A 19,158-nucleotide genomic window follows, 5' to 3' on the forward strand; every position below is an offset into this window, starting at 1 on the left:
CCTGGAAATGCCTTGCCATCAGCCTACCCCCAGGCTTGAGATGTCGCCCTTTGGATGAACTATCTTTAACCCTGCCAGGCAGCTGAAAGCGTCTGTGCCCGGAGTAACATTGGATACGTTTTCCTAAGGGACTTTCACTTGGCCGCACCTCGCCCTCACCTCGCGCTGCCTGCTCGGGGTATTGATTCATGACCTCCCATAACCCCGAACCTCCGGAGCCCCTTGCTTCGGTGCTACCCACGGCCGCGCAGCGCCTGCCCCTGATCGAGCGATTGAGCCGCTATCGTCAACCCATCAGCCTGGCGGTGACGCTGATACTGTTCGCCATGGCCCTGGTTGCCTGCCGCCACCTGCTCAGCGAGCTGGACATCTACGCCTTGCACGATGCCATGCTCAGCGTGCCGACGCAGTCGCTGCTGGGGGCCTTGCTGGCCACGGCTGTCGGGTTCGTGATTCTGCTGGGGTACGAGTGGTCGGCCAGCCGCTATGCCGGGGTAAAACTGCCAGCAGGCAGTTTGATACTGGGCGGCTTCAGCGCCTTCGCCATTGGTAACGCCATCGGCCTGTCGATGCTGTCTGGTGGTTCGGTGCGTTACCGCCTGTATGCCCGCCAAGGCCTGGGGGCTGGCGAAGTCGCGCGGATGACCGTGTTTGCCAGCCTGTCCCTAGGGTGTGCGCTGCCCCCCCTGGCTGCTCTGGCTACTTTGAGCGACCTGCCAGCAGCCTCGACCGCACTGGGCCTTTCGCCGGGGCTGCTGGCCGGCATCGCCGCAGCCGTGCTGGTGCTGGCTGCCGTGCTGGTGCTCGGGCTTTACCGCAAGCGCCTGGCCGAACAGCCCTTGGCCGACAACCTGCTGGTTCAGCTGGGCCGGCGTACCCTGCGCCTGCCAAACGGTCGCCTCGCCTCGCTGCAATTGCTGATCACCGCCCTGGATGTGGCCGCCGCCGCCACCGTACTGTATCTCCTGCTGCCAGAAGCCCCGCCATTTGGCGCTTTCATCCTGGTGTACCTGCTGGCCCTGGCCGCAGGCGTGCTCAGCCATGTGCCAGGGGGCATCGGGGTGTTCGAGGCGATCTTGCTGGCAGCCTTTGCCGACCAGTTGGGCGCCGCGCCACTGGCTGCGGCCCTGCTGCTCTATCGCCTGATCTATGTGGTGTTGCCGCTGCTGCTGGCGTGTGTACTGCTGCTGGCCAACGAAGCCCGGCGTCTGCTGTTCGCGCAACAGGCCATCAAGGTGGCCTCCGGCCTGGCGGCGCCGGTGCTGTCAATTCTGGTGTTTCTGTCCGGGGTGGTGCTGCTGTTCTCGGGGGCCACGCCCGAGATCGACACGCGCCTGGAACACATGGGCTTTCTGGTACCCCACCGCCTGATCGATGCTTCGCACTTCGGCGCCAGCCTGATCGGCGTGCTGTGCCTGCTGCTGGCCCAAGGCTTGCGCCGGCGCCTGTCCGCAGCCTGGCTGCTGACCACCACCTTGCTGCTGGTCGGCGCATTGTTGTCATTGCTCAAGGGCTTCGACTGGGAAGAAGCCTGCCTGTTGACGTTCACCGCCGCGCTGCTGGCCCTGTTCCGCCGTTCGTTCTACCGCCCCAGCCGCCTGCTGGAACTGCCCTTCTCTCCGGTGTTTCTGGTGGCCAGCGCCTGCGTGGTCGGGGCCTCGGTATGGCTGCTGCTGTTCGCCTACCAGGATGTGCCCTACAGCCACCAACTGTGGTGGCAGTTCACCCTGGACGCCGATGCACCGCGGGGCCTGCGCGCCGCCATGGGCAGCGCCGTGCTGCTGGTGGCTGTCGCCCTGACCTGGCTGCTGCGCACCGCACCGCCGGTCATCCACCTGCCTGACGACGCAGAACTGCAACGCGCCAACCGCATCCTGCTGGCATCCGACCAGCCCGATGGCGGCCTGGCCCTGACCGGCGACAAGGCTTTGCTGTTCCACCCGCGCGACAACGCCTTCCTTATGTACGCCCGTCGCGGTCGCAGCCTGGTGGCCTTGTATGACCCGATCGGCCCGGCCCAGGAGCGCGCTGAGATGATCTGGCAATTCCGCGACCTGTGCGACCTGCACCACGCCAGGCCGGTGTTTTATCAGGTCCGCGCGGAGAACCTGCCGTTCTACATGGACATTGGCCTGACCGCGCTCAAACTTGGCGAGGAGGCCCGGGTCGACCTGCGCCGCTTCGACCTCGAAGCCAAGGGCAAGGAGATGAAAGACCTGCGCTACACCTGGAACCGCGGTGGCCGTGACGGCCTCAGCCTGGAAATCCACGAACCCGGTCACGCGCCACTGATAGCGCTCAAGGAAATCTCCGATGCCTGGCTGGGTGGCAAGAACGTGCGCGAGAAAGGCTTCTCGCTCGGGCGCTTCAGCCCCGAGTACCTGCAGCACTTTCGCATCGCCCTGATTCGCTTCCAGGGCCGGCCGGTGGCCTTTGCCAACCTGTTGGAAACCCACGGTCGCGAGCTGGCCAGCCTCGACCTGATGCGGGCCCACCCTGAAGCTCCGAAGCTGACCATGGAGTTCATGATGATAGGGCTCATCCTGCACTACAAAAGCCACGACTATGCCCGCTTCAGCCTGGGCATGGTCCCGCTGTCCGGGCTGCAGCCACGGCGCGGCGCGCCCTTGACCCAGCGCCTGGGTTCAATGGTGTTCCGCCGTGGCGAACAGCTCTACAACTTCCAGGGGCTTCGACGCTTCAAGGACAAATTCCAACCGGACTGGGAACCCCGTTACATGGCCGTGCCTGCGGGGCTCGACCCGCTGGTGGCACTGGCCGACACTGCCGCCCTCATCGCTGGCGGCCTGACTGGATTGGTGAAACGCTGATGATCCGACGCTATTGGCTGTACCTGGCGATTCCCCTGCTGCTGGCCGCCCTGGGCGGTGCCGTGGCCTTCTGGCTATGGACGCGCCCTGCGCCTGAGGCGCACCTCGAACAGCTGTCCCTCAACAACCTCAGCATCACCCGCGTGACCCCGGGCGTGCACGCCAAGGCCCGGGTCGCCATCGGCGTCCCTCAGGACCAGGCTCTGACCGACAAGCAGTTGCTGGACCTGAGCCAGGCTGGGGAAGCGCAACTGGTGCAGGTTATCCTGCCACCCAACGACTGCACCCAGCAGCAACAAGCGCTGGACCTGGCAGCGACCCAGCTGTCCGAAAAACCGACCCTGGTAGCCGGTATCGGCCCAGGCGCGGCGCAGGCCTGGCGCTGGCTGGCGGCACAGACCGACGACAAGGCGCGGGCCATTTCCGTGGACTTCAGCCTGGAGCAACCCGGCTGCCAGGCCGCGCTACCCAAAGCGGCGGCCCATGGCCACTGGAACGTCGCCTGGAACGACAACCCGGATGACGCCAGCGCAGCCTTCGTACGCGACCAGGCCAACGCCGAAACCAGCATCAGCGATTACGACATCCATTTGCCGCAGGTGCTCAAGTCACAGCTGACCCAAGCCCTGGTCGGCCACGACGGCAACGCCCTGGCCATTCCAGTAGTCGAGGTGCCGGCAGGGCAAACCACCGATACCGTCACCCTGTTCCTCTCCGGGGATGGCGGCTGGCGCGACCTGGACCGCGACGTGGCCGGAGAAATGGCCAAGCTGGGCTACCCGGTGGTCGGCATCGACACGCTGCGTTATTACTGGCAACACAAGACCCCCGAGCAGAGCGCCGCAGACCTGTCGGAACTGATGCAGCACTATCGCCAGAAATGGGGCACCAAGCGCTTTGTATTGACCGGCTACTCGTTTGGCGCCGACGTGCTGCCAGCGATCTACAACCGCTTGCCGGCCGAGGACCAGCAGCGTATCGATGCAGTGATGCTACTGGCCTTCGCCCGTAGCGGCAGCTTCGAGATCGAGGTGGAAGGCTGGCTGGGCAAGGAAGGCCAGGAGGCGCCAACCGGGCCGGAAATGGCCCGGCTGCCGGCGTCCAAAGTGGTGTGTGTGTATGGCGTGGAAGAGACCGACGAGAGCGGTTGCACCGAGAAGACGGCGGTGGGCGAGCGCCTGAAGCTGCCGGGTGGGCACCACTTCGACGAGAACTACCCGGCCCTGGCCAAGCGCCTGATCGGTGAGATCGAGACGCGCCAGGGCAAGTCGAGCGTGGCCGAGCAGAATTGAGCCACGCCTAACCCACTACGCAGATCAGGCACCCATTCAGATCTCGACCTGGGTGCCCAACTCGATCACCCGGTTCAACGGCAGATTGAAGAACCGCAGGTTACCGTTGGCATTCTTGAGCAAGAACGCAAACAGGTTGCCACGCCAGCGCGACATACCCTCCAGCCGCGAAGCAATCACCGTTTCGCGGCTGAGGAAGTAGGTGGTGCGCATCGGGCTGAAATCCAGGTCATCCAGATGGCACAACTTCAGGGCCGCCGGCACGTCCGGCTCGTCCATGAAGCCAAAATGCAACAGCACACGGAAGAACCCGTCGCCATAGGCTTCCACCTCGAAACGCTCCTGCTCCGGCACCCGTGGCCGGTCTTCGCTGACCACCGTCAACAGCACCACCTGGCTGTGCAGCACCTGGTTGTGCAACATGTTGTGCAGCAGCGCATGGGGCACGGCGTCCGGCCGTGCAGTCAGGAACACAGCAGTACCTTCAACCCGGTGCGGCGGCTGTATGCGGATGCTGCTGATGAACACCGGCAGCGGCAGCGCCCCTTCATCGATGCGCTCGACGAGGATCTGCTTGCCGCGCTTCCAGGTACTCATCAGCAGATACAGCACACCACCTGCCAGTACCGGGAACGCCCCGCCCTGCACGATCTTGGGCACGTTGGCGGCGAAGAACAGCCCGTCGACGAAGAGAAAGCCCAGCAGAATCGGCACCGCCAGCACCGGCGGCCACTTCCATAGCAGCAACATCACCACCGACACCAGAATCGTGGTCATCAACATGGTGCCGGTGACCGCCACACCGTAGGCCGCCGCCAGGGCACCGGAAGATTCGAAACCGATGACCAGCAACACCACACCAACCATCAGCGTCCAGTTCACCGCACCGATGTAGATCTGCCCCTGCTCATCGCTGGACGTATGCTGGATGTGCATGCGCGGAATGTAGCCCAGCTGGATGGCCTGGCGGGTCAGGGAGAACGCCCCGGAAATCACGGCTTGCGAAGCGATCACCGTGGCCATGGTCGCCAGCCCCACCAGCGGCAACAGCGCCCAGGAAGGTGCCAGCAGGTAGAAGGGGTTGCGCGCCGCCTCCGGGTTCTGCAGCAGTATTGCGCCCTGGCCGAAATAGTTGAGCACCAGCGCCGGCAACACCAAGGCAAACCACGCGCGAGCGATGGGTTTACGGCCGAAGTGGCCCATGTCGGCGTACAGCGCCTCGGCACCGGTCAGCGCCAGCACCACGGCGCCGAGAATGGCCACGCCCATGCCGGGGTGGACGATGAAGAAGTTCACCGCCCAGCCTGGGTTGAACGCCCTGAGCACTTCGGGGCTCTGCGAGATGCCGTGCACCCCCAATGCCCCGAGCACCACGAACCAGGCCACCATGATCGGGCCGAACAGCTTGCCGATCTTCTCGGTGCCATGCTTCTGCACCAGAAACAGCGCCACCAGCACCACCAGCGAAATAGGTACCACCCAGTGATCGATGCCGTCGAAGGCCAGGCCCATGCCCTCGACAGCCGACAGCACCGACACGGCCGGGGTGATCATGCTGTCGCCATAGAACAGCGAAGCGCCGATCAACCCGCAGATGACTATCACGCTACGCAGCCGCGGGTGGGCCGCAGTGGCCCGCCGCGCCAGCGCGGTTAGCGCCATGGTGCCGCCCTCGCCCTGGTTGTCGGCGCGCAGGATGAACATCACGTATTTGAACGAGACCACCCACAGCAGCGACCAGAGGATCAGCGACAGGATCCCCAGCACGCCATCATGGTTGACCGGCACGCCATAGCCACCGGTAAAGACTTCTTTGAGCGTATACAACGGGCTGGTGCCGATATCGCCATAGACCACCCCGACTGCCGCCACGAGCAGGCCCAGCGACCGTGTCGCGCCCTGCTTCCCCGCGTGCCCGCCTTCGGCATGACTGCTTGCCTGAACCATCGACCACTCCCGCAGACGGCCCTCTCGGCCGATAGAATTCACCCCCACGCCAGGGCATGGCAGATGCCCGGACGCAACGGCGCGAAGCATAGCGCAGCGTTCGTCGCATTTCTGCTAGTCAAGTGACCTTGCGCTCGCTAGAATTGCGCACTTTTTGATCAGAGGCGCCAATAAGCGCCCGTCAAGATCGCCCCCGTTTCCGGCCGGGCGACCTGCATTCAATACCGAGGTTAGTCATGTCCACCACTCCCGCCACTCCCAAGGTAGGTTTCGTAAGCCTGGGTTGCCCAAAAGCCCTGGTCGATTCCGAGCGCATTCTGACCCAGCTGCGCATGGAAGGTTATGAAGTCGTGCCTACCTACGAGGACGCCGACGTGGTGGTGGTCAACACCTGCGGCTTCATCGACAGCGCCAAGGCCGAGTCGCTTGAAGTGATCGGTGAAGCCATCAAGGAAAACGGCAAGGTCATCGTCACCGGCTGCATGGGTGTCGAGGAAGGCAGCATCCGCGATGTGCACCCAAGCGTGTTGTCGGTGACCGGCCCCCAGCAGTACGAGCAAGTGGTCAACGCCGTGCACCAGGTAGTGCCACCGCGCCAGGACCACAACCCGCTGATCGACCTGGTGCCGCCGCAGGGCGTCAAGCTGACGCCGCGCCACTATGCCTACCTGAAGATTTCCGAAGGCTGCAACCACAGCTGCAGCTTCTGCATCATCCCGTCGATGCGCGGCAAGCTGGTCAGCCGCCCGGTTGGCGAAGTGCTGAGCGAGGCCGAGCGCCTGGTCAAGGCCGGCGTCAAGGAGATCCTGGTGATTTCCCAGGACACCAGCGCCTACGGTGTCGACGTCAAGTACAAGACCGACTTCTGGAACGGCCGCCCGGTCAAGACCCGTATGCTCGAGCTGTGCGAAGCGCTGAGCAGCCTGGGCGCCTGGGTGCGCCTGCACTATGTATACCCGTACCCGAACGTCGACGACGTGATCCCGCTGATGGCCGCCGGCAAGATCCTGCCGTACCTGGACATCCCGTTCCAGCACGCCAGCCCCAAGGTGCTCAAGGCGATGAAGCGCCCGGCCTTCGAAGACCGTACCCTAGCGCGCATCAAGAACTGGCGCGAGCAGTGCCCTGAGCTGGTGATCCGCTCGACCTTCATCGTCGGCTTCCCCGGCGAAACCGAAGAAGACTTCCAGTACCTGCTCGACTGGCTGACCGAAGCCCAGCTCGACCGCGTCGGCTGCTTCCAGTACTCGCCTGTCGAAGGTGCCCCGGCCAATGACCTGGGCCTTGATGAAGTACCGGATGAGGTCAAGCAGGACCGTTGGGACCGCTTCATGGCCCATCAGCAGGCCATCAGCAGCGCCCGCCTGCAACTGCGCATCGGCAAGGAGATCGAAGTGCTGATCGACGAAGTCGAAGAGCAAGGTTCGGTGGGCCGTAGCTTCTTCGACGCGCCGGAAATCGACGGCAGCGTGTTCATCGATGGCGACCACGGCTTCAAGCCAGGCGACAAAGTGCGTTGCCGGGTGGTGGATGCCGACGAATACGACATGTGGGCTGAGCCTGTCTGATCGGCGTATAGGTGTGAAATGCCCGGGGCTGCGTTTGCAGCCCCAACATCCGCCAGGCCCCCTCTGGTTTTTACATCTATGTTTTCCTCAATCCCCTAGAGGAATACACGGATGCGCCAGGTATCGACGCTACAAACCCCTCATCTTAGCGACTACCCCGAGCTGACCCAGGTCTGGGAGGACTCGGTGCGCGCGACCCATGACTTCCTGCCTGATGCCTATATCGTCCTGCTTCGCGAGCATGTACTGCGCCATTACCTGGACGCAGTGATGCTGATCTGCAGCAAGGACAGCCAGCAACGCATACAGGGCTTTGCCGGCGTGTCCAACAGGCAGGTCGACATGCTGTTCGTCGCGCCCGCCTGCCGTGGCATGGGCATTGGCAAGCGGCTGCTGCGCTACGCCATCGACGAACTCAATGCCGAACGCCTGGACGTCAACGAGCAGAACCCGCAGGCGCTGGGGTTCTATCTGCACGAAGGCTTCGAGGTGGTCGGCCGCTCGCAGACCGATGGGCTGGGGCAGCCCTACCCCTTGCTGCACCTGCGGCTGATCCGCACAGGGGCCTGAGCCGCCTGCCGTGTTGTCTCGCCAAAACGGCGTAAATGACACAGATTCCGAGCCCCTCGACCGCTCAGGCAGGTACAATGGCGGCCTTTCCCTGCCTTTGCGAATCACCGTCATGTCTGAGCCCGTCCGCCTGTCCAAACGCCTTATCGAGCAGTTCGGCTGCTCCCGCCGCGAAGCCGAGCTGTATATCGAAGGCGGCTGGGTCACGGTCGATGGCGTGGTGGTCGAGCAGCCGCAGTTCAAGGTCGACGGCCAGCAGGTCGCGCTGCTACCTGGCGCGCGTGCCGACAGCCTTGAGCCCGTCACCCTGCTGCTCAACCAGCCTGCTGGCCTGGACACCGAGTCGGCGCGTATCAGCATGACCATGGACAGCCTCAGCGAGGCGCACCGTGAAGGCGTACGGCCATTGCATGGGCATTTCACCAAGTTGTCCTGCATTGCCCCGCTGGAGCGCGGCGCCAGCGGCCTGCAGGTGTTCACCCAGGATTGGCGGGTTGCCCGCAAGATCGACGCAGACCTGCGGCGCCTGGAGCAGGAATACATCATCGAAGTAAGCGGCGAAGCCACGCCACAGGCGCTGGAGCGCCTGGCCCGCGGCATCATGCGCAACGACCGTGAACTGCCCAAGGCCAAAGCCAGCTGGCAGAACGAAACCCACCTGCGCCTGGCCTTGAAAAACCCGCAACCGGGGCAGATCTCCGAGCTGTGCGCCAGCCTGCGCCTGCAGATCATCAGCATGCGCCGCATTCGGCTGGGCGGTGTGTCCATGGGCAAGCTGCCACTGGCACAGTGGCGTTACATGGCCGCCAGCGAACGTTTCTAAGCAATACCGCCGCGCCAGATGGCACGGCTCAGAACAGGATTCGAGTCAAATGAACCACAACGATGTACTGCGCAGCCTGCGCTACATGCTCAAGATCAATGATGCCAAGATGGTGGGCATCATCAAGCTGTCTGGCCTGGAGGTCAGCGCCGAGGCCTTGGCCAGCTACGTCAAGAAAGAAGAAGAGCCCGGCTTCGTGCGCTGCCCTGACCCGGTCATGGCGCACTTTCTGGATGGCCTGGTGATTCACCGTCGCGGCAAGGACGACAGCCGCCCGGCCCAGCCGGTGGAGCTGCCGGTGACCAACAACACCATCCTGAAAAAACTGCGGGTAGCGTTCGAACTCAAGGAAGAAGACCTGCATGTCATCCTCAATTCGGTCAAGTTCCCGGTCTCCAAACCCGAACTCAGCGCCTTGTTCCGCAAAGTCGGCCATGACAACTACCGCCCGTGCGGCGACCAGTTGCTGCGCAACTTCCTCAAGGGCCTGACCCTGCGCGTGCGCGGCTGAGTGGCCATGCAGCATACGGTTTCACCGGTCGGCATCGTCCGCTCGTGCTTCAAGGAAAAGTTCGCCATCCCGCGCCAGCCGCAGTTGGCACCGGCGGCGCGTGGTGTGCTGGAGTTGCTGCCGCCGTTCGACCAGGGTGATGCAGTGGCGGGGCTGGAACAGGTCAGCCATGTGTGGTTGTTGTTTCTGTTTCACCAGGCCCTGGAAGACAAACCACGCCTGAAAGTGCGACCACCCCGCCTTGGCGGCAACAAGAGCATGGGGGTGTTCGCCACCCGCGCCACCCACAGGCCCAACGGTATCGGCCAGTCGGTGGTACGCCTGGAGGGCGTTGAGCCTGGGCGCCTGCTGCTGTCCGGGATCGACTTGCTCGATGGCACCCCAGTGCTGGATATCAAGCCCTACGTACCGTACGCCGACAGTGTTGCCGGCGCCAGCAACCTGATGGCCAGCGAAGCGCCTGACGCAATCGCCGTGCAGTGGCACGACAATGCCCTGCCCCAGGCCCGCGCGCATGCACTGCGCCTGGGTGAGCCGCTGGTGGAACTGATCGAGCAGTGCCTGGGGCAAGACCCGCGGCCGGCGTATCAGGTGCCACCTGCGGAGCGGGTGTACGGGGTGAAGTTCTGGGATGTGCAGGTGCGCTGGCATTATCCGCAGCCCACGCTGATCCGGGTGCTGGAAGTGGTCCAGGACTGTTGATCGACCCACCACGAAAAAGGCGACCCGAAGGTCGCCTTTTTCATTTCAGTTGCGCGATCAGCGAGCCGGGCCTTCGGCCACGCCGAGGTCGTCGGTCGGGCGGGTATCTTCCAGCGGTGCGCCACCGGAAGCCAGTTCCGAGGCCAGCTTGTCGTTGTCCATTTCGTTGACCCACTTGGCCACGACCACGGTAGCGACAGCGTTGCCAACCAGGTTGGTCAGGGCGCGGGCTTCGGACATGAAGCGGTCGATGCCGAGGATCAGCGCCAGGCCGGCAACCGGCAGGTGGCCAACAGCAGACAACGTAGCGGCCAGTACGATGAAGCCCGAACCGGTTACACCAGCAGCGCCTTTGGAGGCCACCAGCAGCACCAGCAGCAGGGTGATCTGGTGGGTGATGTCCATGGTGGTGTCAGTCGCCTGGGCGATGAACACAGCGGCCATGGTCAGGTAGATCGAAGTACCGTCGAGGTTGAACGAGTAACCGGTCGGGATGACCAGGCCAACCACGGATTTCTTCGCACCCAGGCGCTCCATCTTGGCCAGCATGCGGGGCAAGGCGGACTCGGAGGAGGACGTGCCCAGCACGATCATCAGCTCTTCACGGATGTAGCGGATCAGCTTGATGACGCTGAAGCCGTGGGCGCGGCAGATACCACCGAGCACCACCAGGACGAACAGCAGGCAGGTCACGTAGAAGCAGGCCATCAGGTAGCCCAGCTGCACCAGCGAACCCACGCCGTACTGGCCGATGGTGAAGGCCATGGCACCGAAGGCACCGACCGGGGCCAGCTTCATGATCATGTTGATGATGTTGAACATGACATGGGCGAAGCGGTCGATCAGGTCCAGCACCGGCTTGCCGTAGCTGCCCAGGCGATGCAGGGCGAAGCCGAAGATCACCGAGAACATCAGCACTTGCAGGATGTCGCCGTTGGCGAAGGCACCGACCACGGTGTTGGGGATGATATTGAGCAGGAAGCCAACGGTGGTCTGCTGCGCGCCGGCGGCGGCATAAGCGGCCACGCTGCTGGCGTTCAGGGTGGTGACGTCGATGTGCATGCCAGCGCCCGGCTTGACCACGTTGACGACGACGAGGCCGATGATCAGGGCGATGGTGGAGACGATTTCAAAGTACAGGAGCGCGTAGCCGCCGGTCTTGCCTACCGACTTCATGCTCTGCATGCCAGCGATGCCACTGACCACGGTGCAGAAGATGATGGGGGCGATGACCATCTTGATCAGTTTGACGAACCCGTCACCCAGCGGTTTGAGGGCGACACCGGTTTCAGGATAGAAGTGGCCGAGCAGGATGCCGATGGTGATGGCGACCAACACCTGGATATACAGGGATTTGTACAGCGGCTGACGTGTCGTCATGGCTAATTTCCTCAAGTGTGCCGGTTTTCACCCTTCCCAGGGTGAGGGCACCTGAATCGCTAACCCTCCTGCACTTGGAGGGATTTGTCGTTGTGTTCGAGTTGCCTTTGCAGGCCTCTGCCAGGATCAATAGCAAGGGCAATGCCAAAATGCCCATGAAGGGTGCAAAGGCACTGTTTGCTAGGGGTCACTGCCCAACGACAGGGCGAAAATGCTGAGGAAGGCTGGCGGATATCCGCCCGGTGGCGGATTTTGTACAGGGGATGATGGCGGGAATCCGCCCGCTATGGGTTCCCCCGCGAAAGGGCAGCCCCTGGCCGCACGTCAATCCAGCCTGAAGGTGACCCGGAACGCCGCGCCGCCCAGTGGCGAATCCCCCAGGCTCAAGCTGGCGTCATAGCTGTCGACGATATCCTTGACCACCGCCAGGCCGATGCCCTGCCCCGGGTGTTGGCTGTCCAGCCGCTCGCCGCGCTCAAGAATGCGCTCGCGCTGATCGGCCGGCACCCCGGGCCCATCGTCCTCGATGCACAGGGTCAGTTGGCCTGGCGCTTGTTCCAGGCTCACCCGCACCTGGCCCAGGCTCAACCGGTAGGCGTTCTCCAGCAGGTTGCCGAGCAGTTCCAATAAGGCGCCCTGCTCCATCGGCACCTGCGCGGCCTCGGGTATTTCCAGCAGCACGCTGACGCGCTTGTCCCGATAGACCTTGTCCAGCGTGCTGCACAAGCTGTCGAGCAATGGCTTGAGGTGCACGCTGTGGCGCACCAGGCCGCTCTTGCGCAAACTGGCGCGCTGCAGTTGATAGTCGATCTGCTGGCTCATGCGCTCGATCTGGCTTTGCAGCACCCGCGCCTGCTCGCGCTCACCACTGCGCTGGCGCAGGCTCTCGCCCACCCCCTGCAACACCGCCAGCGGTGTCTTGAGGCTATGCGCCAGGTCATCCAGGGAATCTCGGTAGCGCTGGCGTTGTTCACGCTCGCTGTGCAACAGGCGGTTCAACGAACCGGTCAGGCGCAGCAGTTCACGCGGGTGCTCGCGGCTCAACCCATCACGCGCGCCAGCCTCGACCTCGTCCAGCTCCCGGCTCAGCCGCCGCAGCGAACGCAGGCCCCAGGTCAGGCCAGCCCACAGCAGTACCAGCAGCGCCAGCAGGGCTGCGCCAAAGCCCAGGTAGAGCTTTTCACGCAGGCCATCGAGGGTGTGCTGGTACTCGCGCACCGGTTGCAGCGCAACGATGCTGTAGGCCGCACTCTGGCCGCCGAGCAGTTTTATTTCGACGTCATAGACGAAGAACTCTTCGCCATCGCCTTGGTGGATGCGGGCGAATTCGTTGCCACGCCCGTCGTAGCGTGGCCGGTAGTTGACGTTCTGGTCTGCAGTGGCCCGCGACTGCCACACCAGATGGCCTTCACGGTCAAAGATATAGCCAAGCAGGCCGGTGTACGGCAGGTTGTAGCGCTCGTCCGGCAACAGTGTCGGCATCTGCAACTGGCCGTGTTCGATGCGTGCTGCGGAGATCAACGTGGTCACGTCCGAGGCCAGGCGTTGCTCGATGGATTCCTGCAGGGCAAGGCTGAAGGCCTTCTGCAAGGCAGGCAGCAGCGCCAGCATGAACAGCAGCGCCAGCACTGCGGCCGCCAGCATCAGGCGCACCCGCAGGGAACGGATCATCGGCAGCGCTCGGTGAACAGGTAACCCAGGCCACGTACCGTATCGATGGGCTTGAAGCCTCGTTCGCCCTCGAGCTTGCGACGCAGGCGCCCGACCAGCACTTCGATGACATTGGGGTCACGCTCCTCATCGCCCGGGTACAGCTGCTCCATCAGGCGGTCCTTGGCCACCACCTGCTGGTGATGGCGCATGAGGTATTCGAGGATGCGGTATTCGTAGGCGGTCAGGGCCAGGGGCTGATCGTCCAGGGTCGCCTGCTTGCGGTTGAGGTCGAGTACCAGTGGCCCGGCGGCGATGGTCGACTGGGTGAAACCGCTGGAGCGGCGCAGCAGGGCGTTGAGGCGCGCTTCGAGCTCTTCGAACTGGAAGGGCTTGACCAGGTAGTCGTCGGCACCGGCGGCCAGGCCTTCGACCTTGTCCTGCCAGTTGCCACGGGCGGTGAGGATGAGAATGGGGAAGGTCTTGTCCTGGCTGCGCAGGCGACCAATGAGTTCGAGGCCGCTCATGCCCGGCAGCCCCAGGTCGATCACGGCCAGGTCAAAGTGGTACTGCTCGGCCTGGTACAGCGCTTCTTCGGCATCGGCCACCGCCTCGACCACATGGCCGCTTTCGCCCAGGCGCGTGTAGAGGTGATGGCGAAGCAGGGCTTCGTCCTCGACCACCAGCAGTTTCATGTGCAGCTCCTTTTATATGGCCTGTACTGCCCTGTGCGCGGGTTTACCCGCGCACAGGGCAGTACAGGATAACAACTACCTCAGAACTTGTAGTTGGCCGACAGATACGTCTGTGCACTGCTGGTCAGGCGCAGGGTGCCGTCCTTGGGCCCACCGCTTTGGCCGACTTCGGTCGCGGCATTGGTGCGCAGGTAACGGTAGCCCAGTTCCACCGACGCCTTGTCGGTAATCTCCTGGATCACACCGGCCTGCAGGCCGACCGCGTAGCCGTAGTCGGTATCACGGCTGGCACCTGGCGAATCCTGGGTCAGCTTGGTCATGCCCAGGCTGCCACCGCCGAACAGCTTGGTGGTGTCGCCCACCGGCAGGAACAGGTCATAGCTGCCCAGCAGGTTTTCCTGGCGCAGCTTGAGGCCGCTGTGGTCGCCCGAGACGTTGTCGTAGGTCATGTAGTAGCGACCCTGGTCATTGATTTTGCCCAGACGCACACCCCAGGTGTCGTCCTTGCCGATGATGCCGTCGGCGTTCAGGTTGTCGGTGTTGCGCTGCAGCAGGCCGGACTTGCGGACTTTGTCGCTGGTCTGGCCGTAGGTCAGGCTGGCGAAATTGTCATCGGCGGCCTGGACGGTGGTGATGCCAGCGGCGCAAACGGCCATGGCAGCGAGCAGGGTGTTGAAGGATTTCATGGCTTCGTACTCCAGTTGGATGCGCTGTTTCGGTCTGGAAGCTAGAGTAAGGAGGGCACCCTGAACCGTGACTGAACCCTGGCTGAACCGCGGCTGAACGAACCGTTTGCGATGAACAAGGAGTAGTGAACATGCGTGCCCTGCTGGCCTTGACCCTGATGTGCAGCGCCGCCCTTGCCCAGGCGCAAGTGGTGACCCGCGATATCCCCTACCAGGACGACGAAGGCAAGCGCTTTGTCGGCTACTACGCCTATGACGATGCGCTGGACGACAAGCGCCCGGGCATCGTCGTGGTGCATGAATGGTGGGGCCTGAACGACTATGCCAAGCGCCGCGCCCGCGACCTGGCGGCCCTGGGCTATAAAGCGCTGGCCATCGACATGTACGGCGATGGCAAGCACACCGAGCATCCGCAGGATGCCCAGGCATTCATGGCCGAGGCAATGAAAGACCCGGCAGCGGCGGCCGCGCGCTTCGACGCAGGCCTTGAGTTGCTGAAAAAGCAGCCCAACGTGAACAAACACCAATTGGGCGCCGTGGGTTACTGCTTTGGCGGCAAGGTGGTGCTCGATGCGGCGCGCCGGGGTGAGAAGCTGGACGGCGTGGTGAGTTTCCATGGGGCATTGGCCACACAGACCCCGGCCAAGCCCGGCGTGGTCAGGGCCGACATACTGGTCGAGCACGGCGCGGCAGACAGCATGGTGACCGAGGAGCAGGTTGCAGCGTTCAAGGCGGAAATGGACGCAGCCAAGGTCAATTACCAGTTCGTCAGTATTCCTGAGGCCAAGCATGGGTTTACCAACCCGGATGCCGACCGCTTGAGCCATGGCGAGCATGGCGGGCCGGACATTGGTTACAACAAAGCGGCTGATGAAAGCTCGTGGAAGGATATGCAGGCGTTCTTCAAGAAGGCGTTCCAGTAATGATCGCTGGGGGCGCAAGCGCCCCCGACGCGCCCACCTCCCCTACAGCCGCTACGGCTGGCACAATACCCCCCATGAACACACTCCCCACCTGCTGCGCCCCGCTTCAGCACCACTGGCCCCTGCCCCGCCCGCTGCCAGGTGCGGTGCTGGTCAGTTGCGCCTTCGACCCCGCCCGCCTGGCTGCCGACGACTTCCAGCGTGCCGGCATCGTCCCCAGCGCCAGCCTGCAACGCTCGGTGGCCAAGCGCCAGGCCGAGTACCTGGCCGGCCGTGTCTGCGCCCGTGCCGCGCTGCAACGCCTGGACGGCCGCAACTACGTGCCAGCCAGCCATGAAGACCGCTCGCCCATCTGGCCCGCCGGCATTCACGGCTCGATCACCCACGGCAAAGGCTGGGCCGCCGCCGTGGTCGCCGGCCAGGGCAGTTGCCGCGGCCTGGGCCTGGACCAGGAAGCGCTGCTGGACGACGAACGCGCCGAGCGCCTGCTGGCCGAAATCCTCACGCCCGCCGAAATAGAGCGCCTGGACCGCCGCCAGCTCGGCCTGGCAGTGACCCTGACCTTCTCGCTCAAGGAAAGCCTGTTCAAGACCCTCTACCCGCTGACCCGCCAGCGTTTCTATTTCGAGCACGCCGAGGTGCTGGAATGGTCGGCCGCGGGCCTGGCCCGTCTGCGCCTGCTCACCGACCTATCGGCCGAGTGGCAGCAGGGCACCGAGCTGCAAGGCCAGTTCTGCCTTCAGGACGGCCACCTGCTCAGCCTGATCAGCGTCTGAGCCCTACAGCGGCGCCTGTGCCCGCGGCCAGCTCAGGCTGAAGCAGGCACCGCCGAGGGTTTCGCTGCGCCCTACCGTGGCCCGGCCTGCGTGCCAGTAGATGATCCGCCGAACGATCGACAGGCCCAGGCCATGCCCGCCCGACGCACGGGTGCGGCTGTCGTCGAGCCGGGTGAAGGGCGTGAAGATGCGGTCCCAGACCCCTTCCGGGATACCCGGGCCGTCGTCTTCCACGTCGACCCGGCAGCGTTGCTGGCCCAACTGGTAGCTCAGGCGCACCTCGGCCTCGGCATGGCGCATGGCATTGCTCACCAGGTTTTGCAGGGCCCGGTGCAGGTAGCGCGGCTCGGCTTCGACCCAGGCGCCATCGCTTTCATCCCCTTGGCATGCGCCGCGCACCACCTTGATTTCAGCGCGCAGCGGCGCCAGCTCTTCGATCACCCGGTCCAGCAACGCATCCAGGTCGACCCGCTGGAACTTCAGGGCCGGTGCGCCTTGCTCAAGCCGTGCGTAAGTCAGCATTTCATCGACCAGCTTGTCCAGGTCCTGGATGTCGCCATCCATGCCAGCCAAGTGTTTGGCACGGGCCTGCTCAGTGCTCGCGGTCTCTATCATCTCCAGGCCAAAACGCAGCCGCGCCACCGGCGTGCGCAGCTCGTGGGACACCGCCCGCACCAGCTCGCGCTGCATGGTCAGCGAGCGCTGCAAATGTTCGGCCATGCCGTTGAATGCCGCAGCCAGGCGCCCGACCGAGTCGGCATCGCCAGCCGGTACCCGCGTGTCGAGGCTGCCCTGGGCAATACGCGTGGCGGCAACCTCCAACCCCGACACACGCCGCTCCAGCTGACGCACCAGCAGGTACACCACCAGCCCGATCAGGCACAGCCCAAGGAAGGCGATCAAGATCAGCAACTGCGGCGGATAGGGGTTCAACTGATGCAACGGGCCGATTTCCAGCACCCAGGGCGAGCCCGACAGCCCGGCGAATACCCGGATAGAATCGCCATCCTTGCCCAGGGCCATGACCGTGTCGCCCTCCTCGACCCGGCGCCGCTGGTCGTCATCCAGGCCAACCCGCTCCAGGCGCTGCAGGGCAATGTCAAAACCAAAGCCCTTGCTCTGCTTGAGCTGCGCCAGGCGTTGCTGCTGCTCGGTAACCGGGTAACGCACCAGTTCGTCGGCCAACAGATAAAGGGTGGCCCGCGCCAGTTGCTCGCTGACCTGCTTCACTTGGGCCACCAGCAGCACCTCCTCGCGGCCGACCTTGCGCAGCACCTGGGCGGCGTGCGGGCCGGTCTTCTCGACCACCACCAGGCCACGGTACAGGCGGGCACGCTGGCCGCCATCGAGGGTACGCGCCGACATCGGCTGCAGCGCCAGCGGCACCCCGAGCAGGCGCTCCCACATCAGCAGCGAGCGCTTGCGTTCGGTTTCGTTCTGCCCGGCCAGGTTGTCAGCCATCAGGCTGAAGGTACCCTGGGCCAGGCCCTCGCGGTGCTGGGCGGCGCGCACTTCGTTGACCAGGTGCAGGCTGAGCACGCCGAGCAGCGCCACCAGCACCAGCACGGCGAGCATGCCGCCATAGATGCGCAGAAAGATCGAGTTGTTCATGGCGCCTCGCCGACGAACAGGTAGCCCTTGCTGCGCAGGGTCTTGATCAGGCGTGGGTGGACCGGGTCGTCACCGATCTTGGGGCGAATCTTGGAGATGCGCACATCGATGGAGCGGTCCTGGCCGTCGTAGCCGACACCGCGCAGGGCGGTGAACAGTTGCTCGCGCGACAGCACCCGGCCGGCGTTGCTGGCCAGCAACCAGAGCAGGTCGAATTCGGCGCCGGTCAGGTCTATCAGCTGCTCGCCCAGCCGGGCTTCGCGCAGGCGGTTGTCGATGCGCAGCGCACCAAAGGCCAGGGCCTGGCGCTTGCTTTCCGGCGCCTCGCTGCGCCGCAGCAGGGCCTGGATACGGGCCAGCAGCAAGCGCGGGCGCACAGGTTTGCAGACATAGTCGTCGGCGCCCAGGTCCAGCCCCTGCACCTGGTCGAGCTCGTCGCTGCGGGCGGTGAGCATGAGGATCGCGCCCGCGTACTGGCTGCGTACCCGGCGGCAGATGCTCAGGCCGTCTTCACCGGGCAGCATGAGGTCGAGCACCACCAGGTCGGGCTGGCTGTCGACGATTCGCCGCACGGCGCGGCCACCATCGCCCTCGACGGCCACATCGAAGCCGTTGGCCTGCAGGTATTCGGCCGTGAGTTCGGCCAGGCGCTGGTCGTCTTCAACGATGAGGATGCGCGGTGCGGGTTGGTCCATTGCCTGTGCCTTTGCAATTGTTGTTGTTCTGTGGCCGATACTACGTGCCGCCCCGGGTACTGCCAACCGGCCAGCGGTGCCGCACAAGCCACTGGACTGAACCGTTTTTTGTGGTAGGGTTCGCGCCCTCAAAATTCTGCCTTGGGGCAGCGAGCGAAAGAAAAATACTGCAAACCACTTGGCACAAGGCCTACAGGCCATACCCACAAAGTACGCACAACTTATCCACAGGCGCTCGCCTTGCAAAGACCCCAATACCGCATTATCTTGTATCCCGATCGCAGCGAACCACTAGATGTTGGGGTTCGTGCAAAATCACACACAAAAGTCAACCCGGCAAATTATTCGATTTTACGGTTGAACTTCAGGTGATCTGACCAGCCATACCGCTCCAGCGGAGTACTGAACTGCAACAGCTTTTGGGCTCAGCCCAAAGCCTTTGACTTCGGCCAGGGAGCGGCAAGCTATTGCCCCTTATTCCTGAGTCTGTCCCGAAGT

At 64.0% G+C, this 19,158-nt stretch carries 16 protein-coding genes; 9 read left to right on the forward strand and 7 right to left on the reverse strand.

Annotated elements, in window-relative coordinates; all coding sequences use genetic code 11:
- The first annotated feature begins 188 nt into the window (after positions 1 to 188).
- Both mprF and LOY26_RS20535 read left to right on the forward strand, forming a co-directional pair.
- Positions 189 to 2,831 carry a bifunctional lysylphosphatidylglycerol flippase/synthetase MprF gene (gene mprF, locus LOY26_RS20530; RefSeq protein ID WP_186658297.1) on the forward strand — a complete coding sequence of 881 codons (2,643 nt, stop codon included), beginning with the start codon at positions 189 to 191 and terminating at the stop codon, positions 2,829 to 2,831.
- Positions 2,831 to 4,123 carry a virulence factor family protein gene (locus LOY26_RS20535; RefSeq protein ID WP_033699864.1) on the forward strand — a complete coding sequence of 431 codons (1,293 nt, stop codon included), beginning with the start codon at positions 2,831 to 2,833 and terminating at the stop codon, positions 4,121 to 4,123. Before mprF ends, LOY26_RS20535 begins: the two co-directional genes overlap by 1 nt.
- A 36-nt stretch (positions 4,124 to 4,159) precedes the next feature.
- On the opposite strand, the gene LOY26_RS20540 is transcribed toward LOY26_RS20535, so the two are convergent.
- Positions 4,160 to 6,070 (reverse strand): potassium transporter Kup, encoded by a 1,911-nt coding sequence (locus tag LOY26_RS20540; RefSeq protein ID WP_186665705.1) that lies wholly within the window; start codon positions 6,068 to 6,070, stop codon positions 4,160 to 4,162.
- A gap of 236 nt (positions 6,071 to 6,306) precedes the next feature.
- Between LOY26_RS20540 and rimO the strand changes: the two genes are divergently transcribed.
- From rimO to tsaA, 5 genes are all read left to right on the forward strand, one after another.
- Complete coding sequence (gene rimO, locus LOY26_RS20545; protein WP_033699866.1) at positions 6,307 to 7,638, forward strand: 30S ribosomal protein S12 methylthiotransferase RimO; 1,332 nt, start codon at positions 6,307 to 6,309, stop codon at positions 7,636 to 7,638.
- Between the two features lie 111 nt (positions 7,639 to 7,749).
- Complete coding sequence (locus LOY26_RS20550; RefSeq protein WP_033699869.1) at positions 7,750 to 8,208, forward strand: GNAT family N-acetyltransferase; 459 nt, start codon at positions 7,750 to 7,752, stop codon at positions 8,206 to 8,208.
- Positions 8,209 to 8,320: 112 nt separating this feature from the next.
- Positions 8,321 to 9,031: an rRNA pseudouridine synthase gene (locus LOY26_RS20555; protein WP_033699870.1), complete on the forward strand. Its 711-nt coding sequence runs from the start codon at positions 8,321 to 8,323 to the stop codon at positions 9,029 to 9,031.
- 49 nt (positions 9,032 to 9,080) lie between these two features.
- Positions 9,081 to 9,542, forward strand: a complete 462-nt coding sequence (locus LOY26_RS20560; protein ID WP_186658291.1) for a DUF1456 family protein — start codon at positions 9,081 to 9,083, stop codon at positions 9,540 to 9,542.
- Between the two features lie 6 nt (positions 9,543 to 9,548).
- Entirely contained in the window at positions 9,549 to 10,244 is a 696-nt protein-coding gene (gene tsaA, locus LOY26_RS20565) for a tRNA (N6-threonylcarbamoyladenosine(37)-N6)-methyltransferase TrmO (RefSeq protein WP_047583258.1), read from the forward strand.
- Positions 10,245 to 10,301: 57 nt separating this feature from the next.
- Here tsaA and LOY26_RS20570 read toward each other — a convergent pair whose 3' ends face one another.
- The 4 genes from LOY26_RS20570 to LOY26_RS20585 form a co-directional block, all read right to left on the reverse strand.
- Positions 10,302 to 11,624: a dicarboxylate/amino acid:cation symporter gene (locus LOY26_RS20570; RefSeq protein ID WP_186658288.1), complete on the reverse strand. Its 1,323-nt coding sequence runs from the start codon at positions 11,622 to 11,624 to the stop codon at positions 10,302 to 10,304.
- Positions 11,625 to 11,948: 324 nt separating this feature from the next.
- Positions 11,949 to 13,295, reverse strand: coding sequence for an ATP-binding protein (locus tag LOY26_RS20575; protein ID WP_033699876.1), 1,347 nt, complete (start codon positions 13,293 to 13,295; stop codon positions 11,949 to 11,951).
- Positions 13,292 to 13,969 carry a response regulator gene (locus tag LOY26_RS20580; RefSeq protein ID WP_033699878.1) on the reverse strand — a complete coding sequence of 226 codons (678 nt, stop codon included), beginning with the start codon at positions 13,967 to 13,969 and terminating at the stop codon, positions 13,292 to 13,294. Before LOY26_RS20580 ends, LOY26_RS20575 begins: the two co-directional genes overlap by 4 nt.
- A gap of 80 nt (positions 13,970 to 14,049) precedes the next feature.
- Positions 14,050 to 14,655, reverse strand: a complete 606-nt coding sequence (locus LOY26_RS20585) for an outer membrane protein (protein WP_033699880.1) — start codon at positions 14,653 to 14,655, stop codon at positions 14,050 to 14,052.
- Positions 14,656 to 14,786: 131 nt separating this feature from the next.
- Here LOY26_RS20585 and LOY26_RS20590 point away from each other — a divergent pair, with 131 nt between their 5' ends.
- Entirely contained in the window at positions 14,787 to 15,578 is a 792-nt protein-coding gene (locus tag LOY26_RS20590; RefSeq protein WP_033699881.1) for a dienelactone hydrolase family protein, read from the forward strand.
- Positions 15,579 to 15,652: 74 nt separating this feature from the next.
- A complete protein-coding gene (locus LOY26_RS20595) occupies positions 15,653 to 16,354 on the forward strand; it encodes a 4'-phosphopantetheinyl transferase (RefSeq protein ID WP_258714046.1) in 702 nt (233 codons plus the stop codon).
- Between the two features lie 3 nt (positions 16,355 to 16,357).
- Here the strand turns inward: LOY26_RS20595 and LOY26_RS20600 are convergent, their stop codons facing one another.
- Together LOY26_RS20600 and LOY26_RS20605 are read right to left on the reverse strand one after the other, a co-directional pair.
- On the reverse strand, positions 16,358 to 17,965 hold the full coding sequence (locus LOY26_RS20600; RefSeq protein ID WP_186658285.1) for an ATP-binding protein: 1,608 nt from the start codon (positions 17,963 to 17,965) through the stop codon (positions 16,358 to 16,360).
- Positions 17,962 to 18,660 (reverse strand): response regulator transcription factor, encoded by a 699-nt coding sequence (locus tag LOY26_RS20605; protein WP_186658282.1) that lies wholly within the window; start codon positions 18,658 to 18,660, stop codon positions 17,962 to 17,964. The genes LOY26_RS20600 and LOY26_RS20605 overlap by 4 nt, the downstream gene beginning before the upstream one ends.
- Positions 18,661 to 19,158 lie beyond the last annotated feature (498 nt).

Source organism: Pseudomonas sp. B21-047 (assembly GCF_024748775.1).
GTDB lineage: Bacteria > Pseudomonadota > Gammaproteobacteria > Pseudomonadales > Pseudomonadaceae > Aquipseudomonas > Aquipseudomonas capeferrum.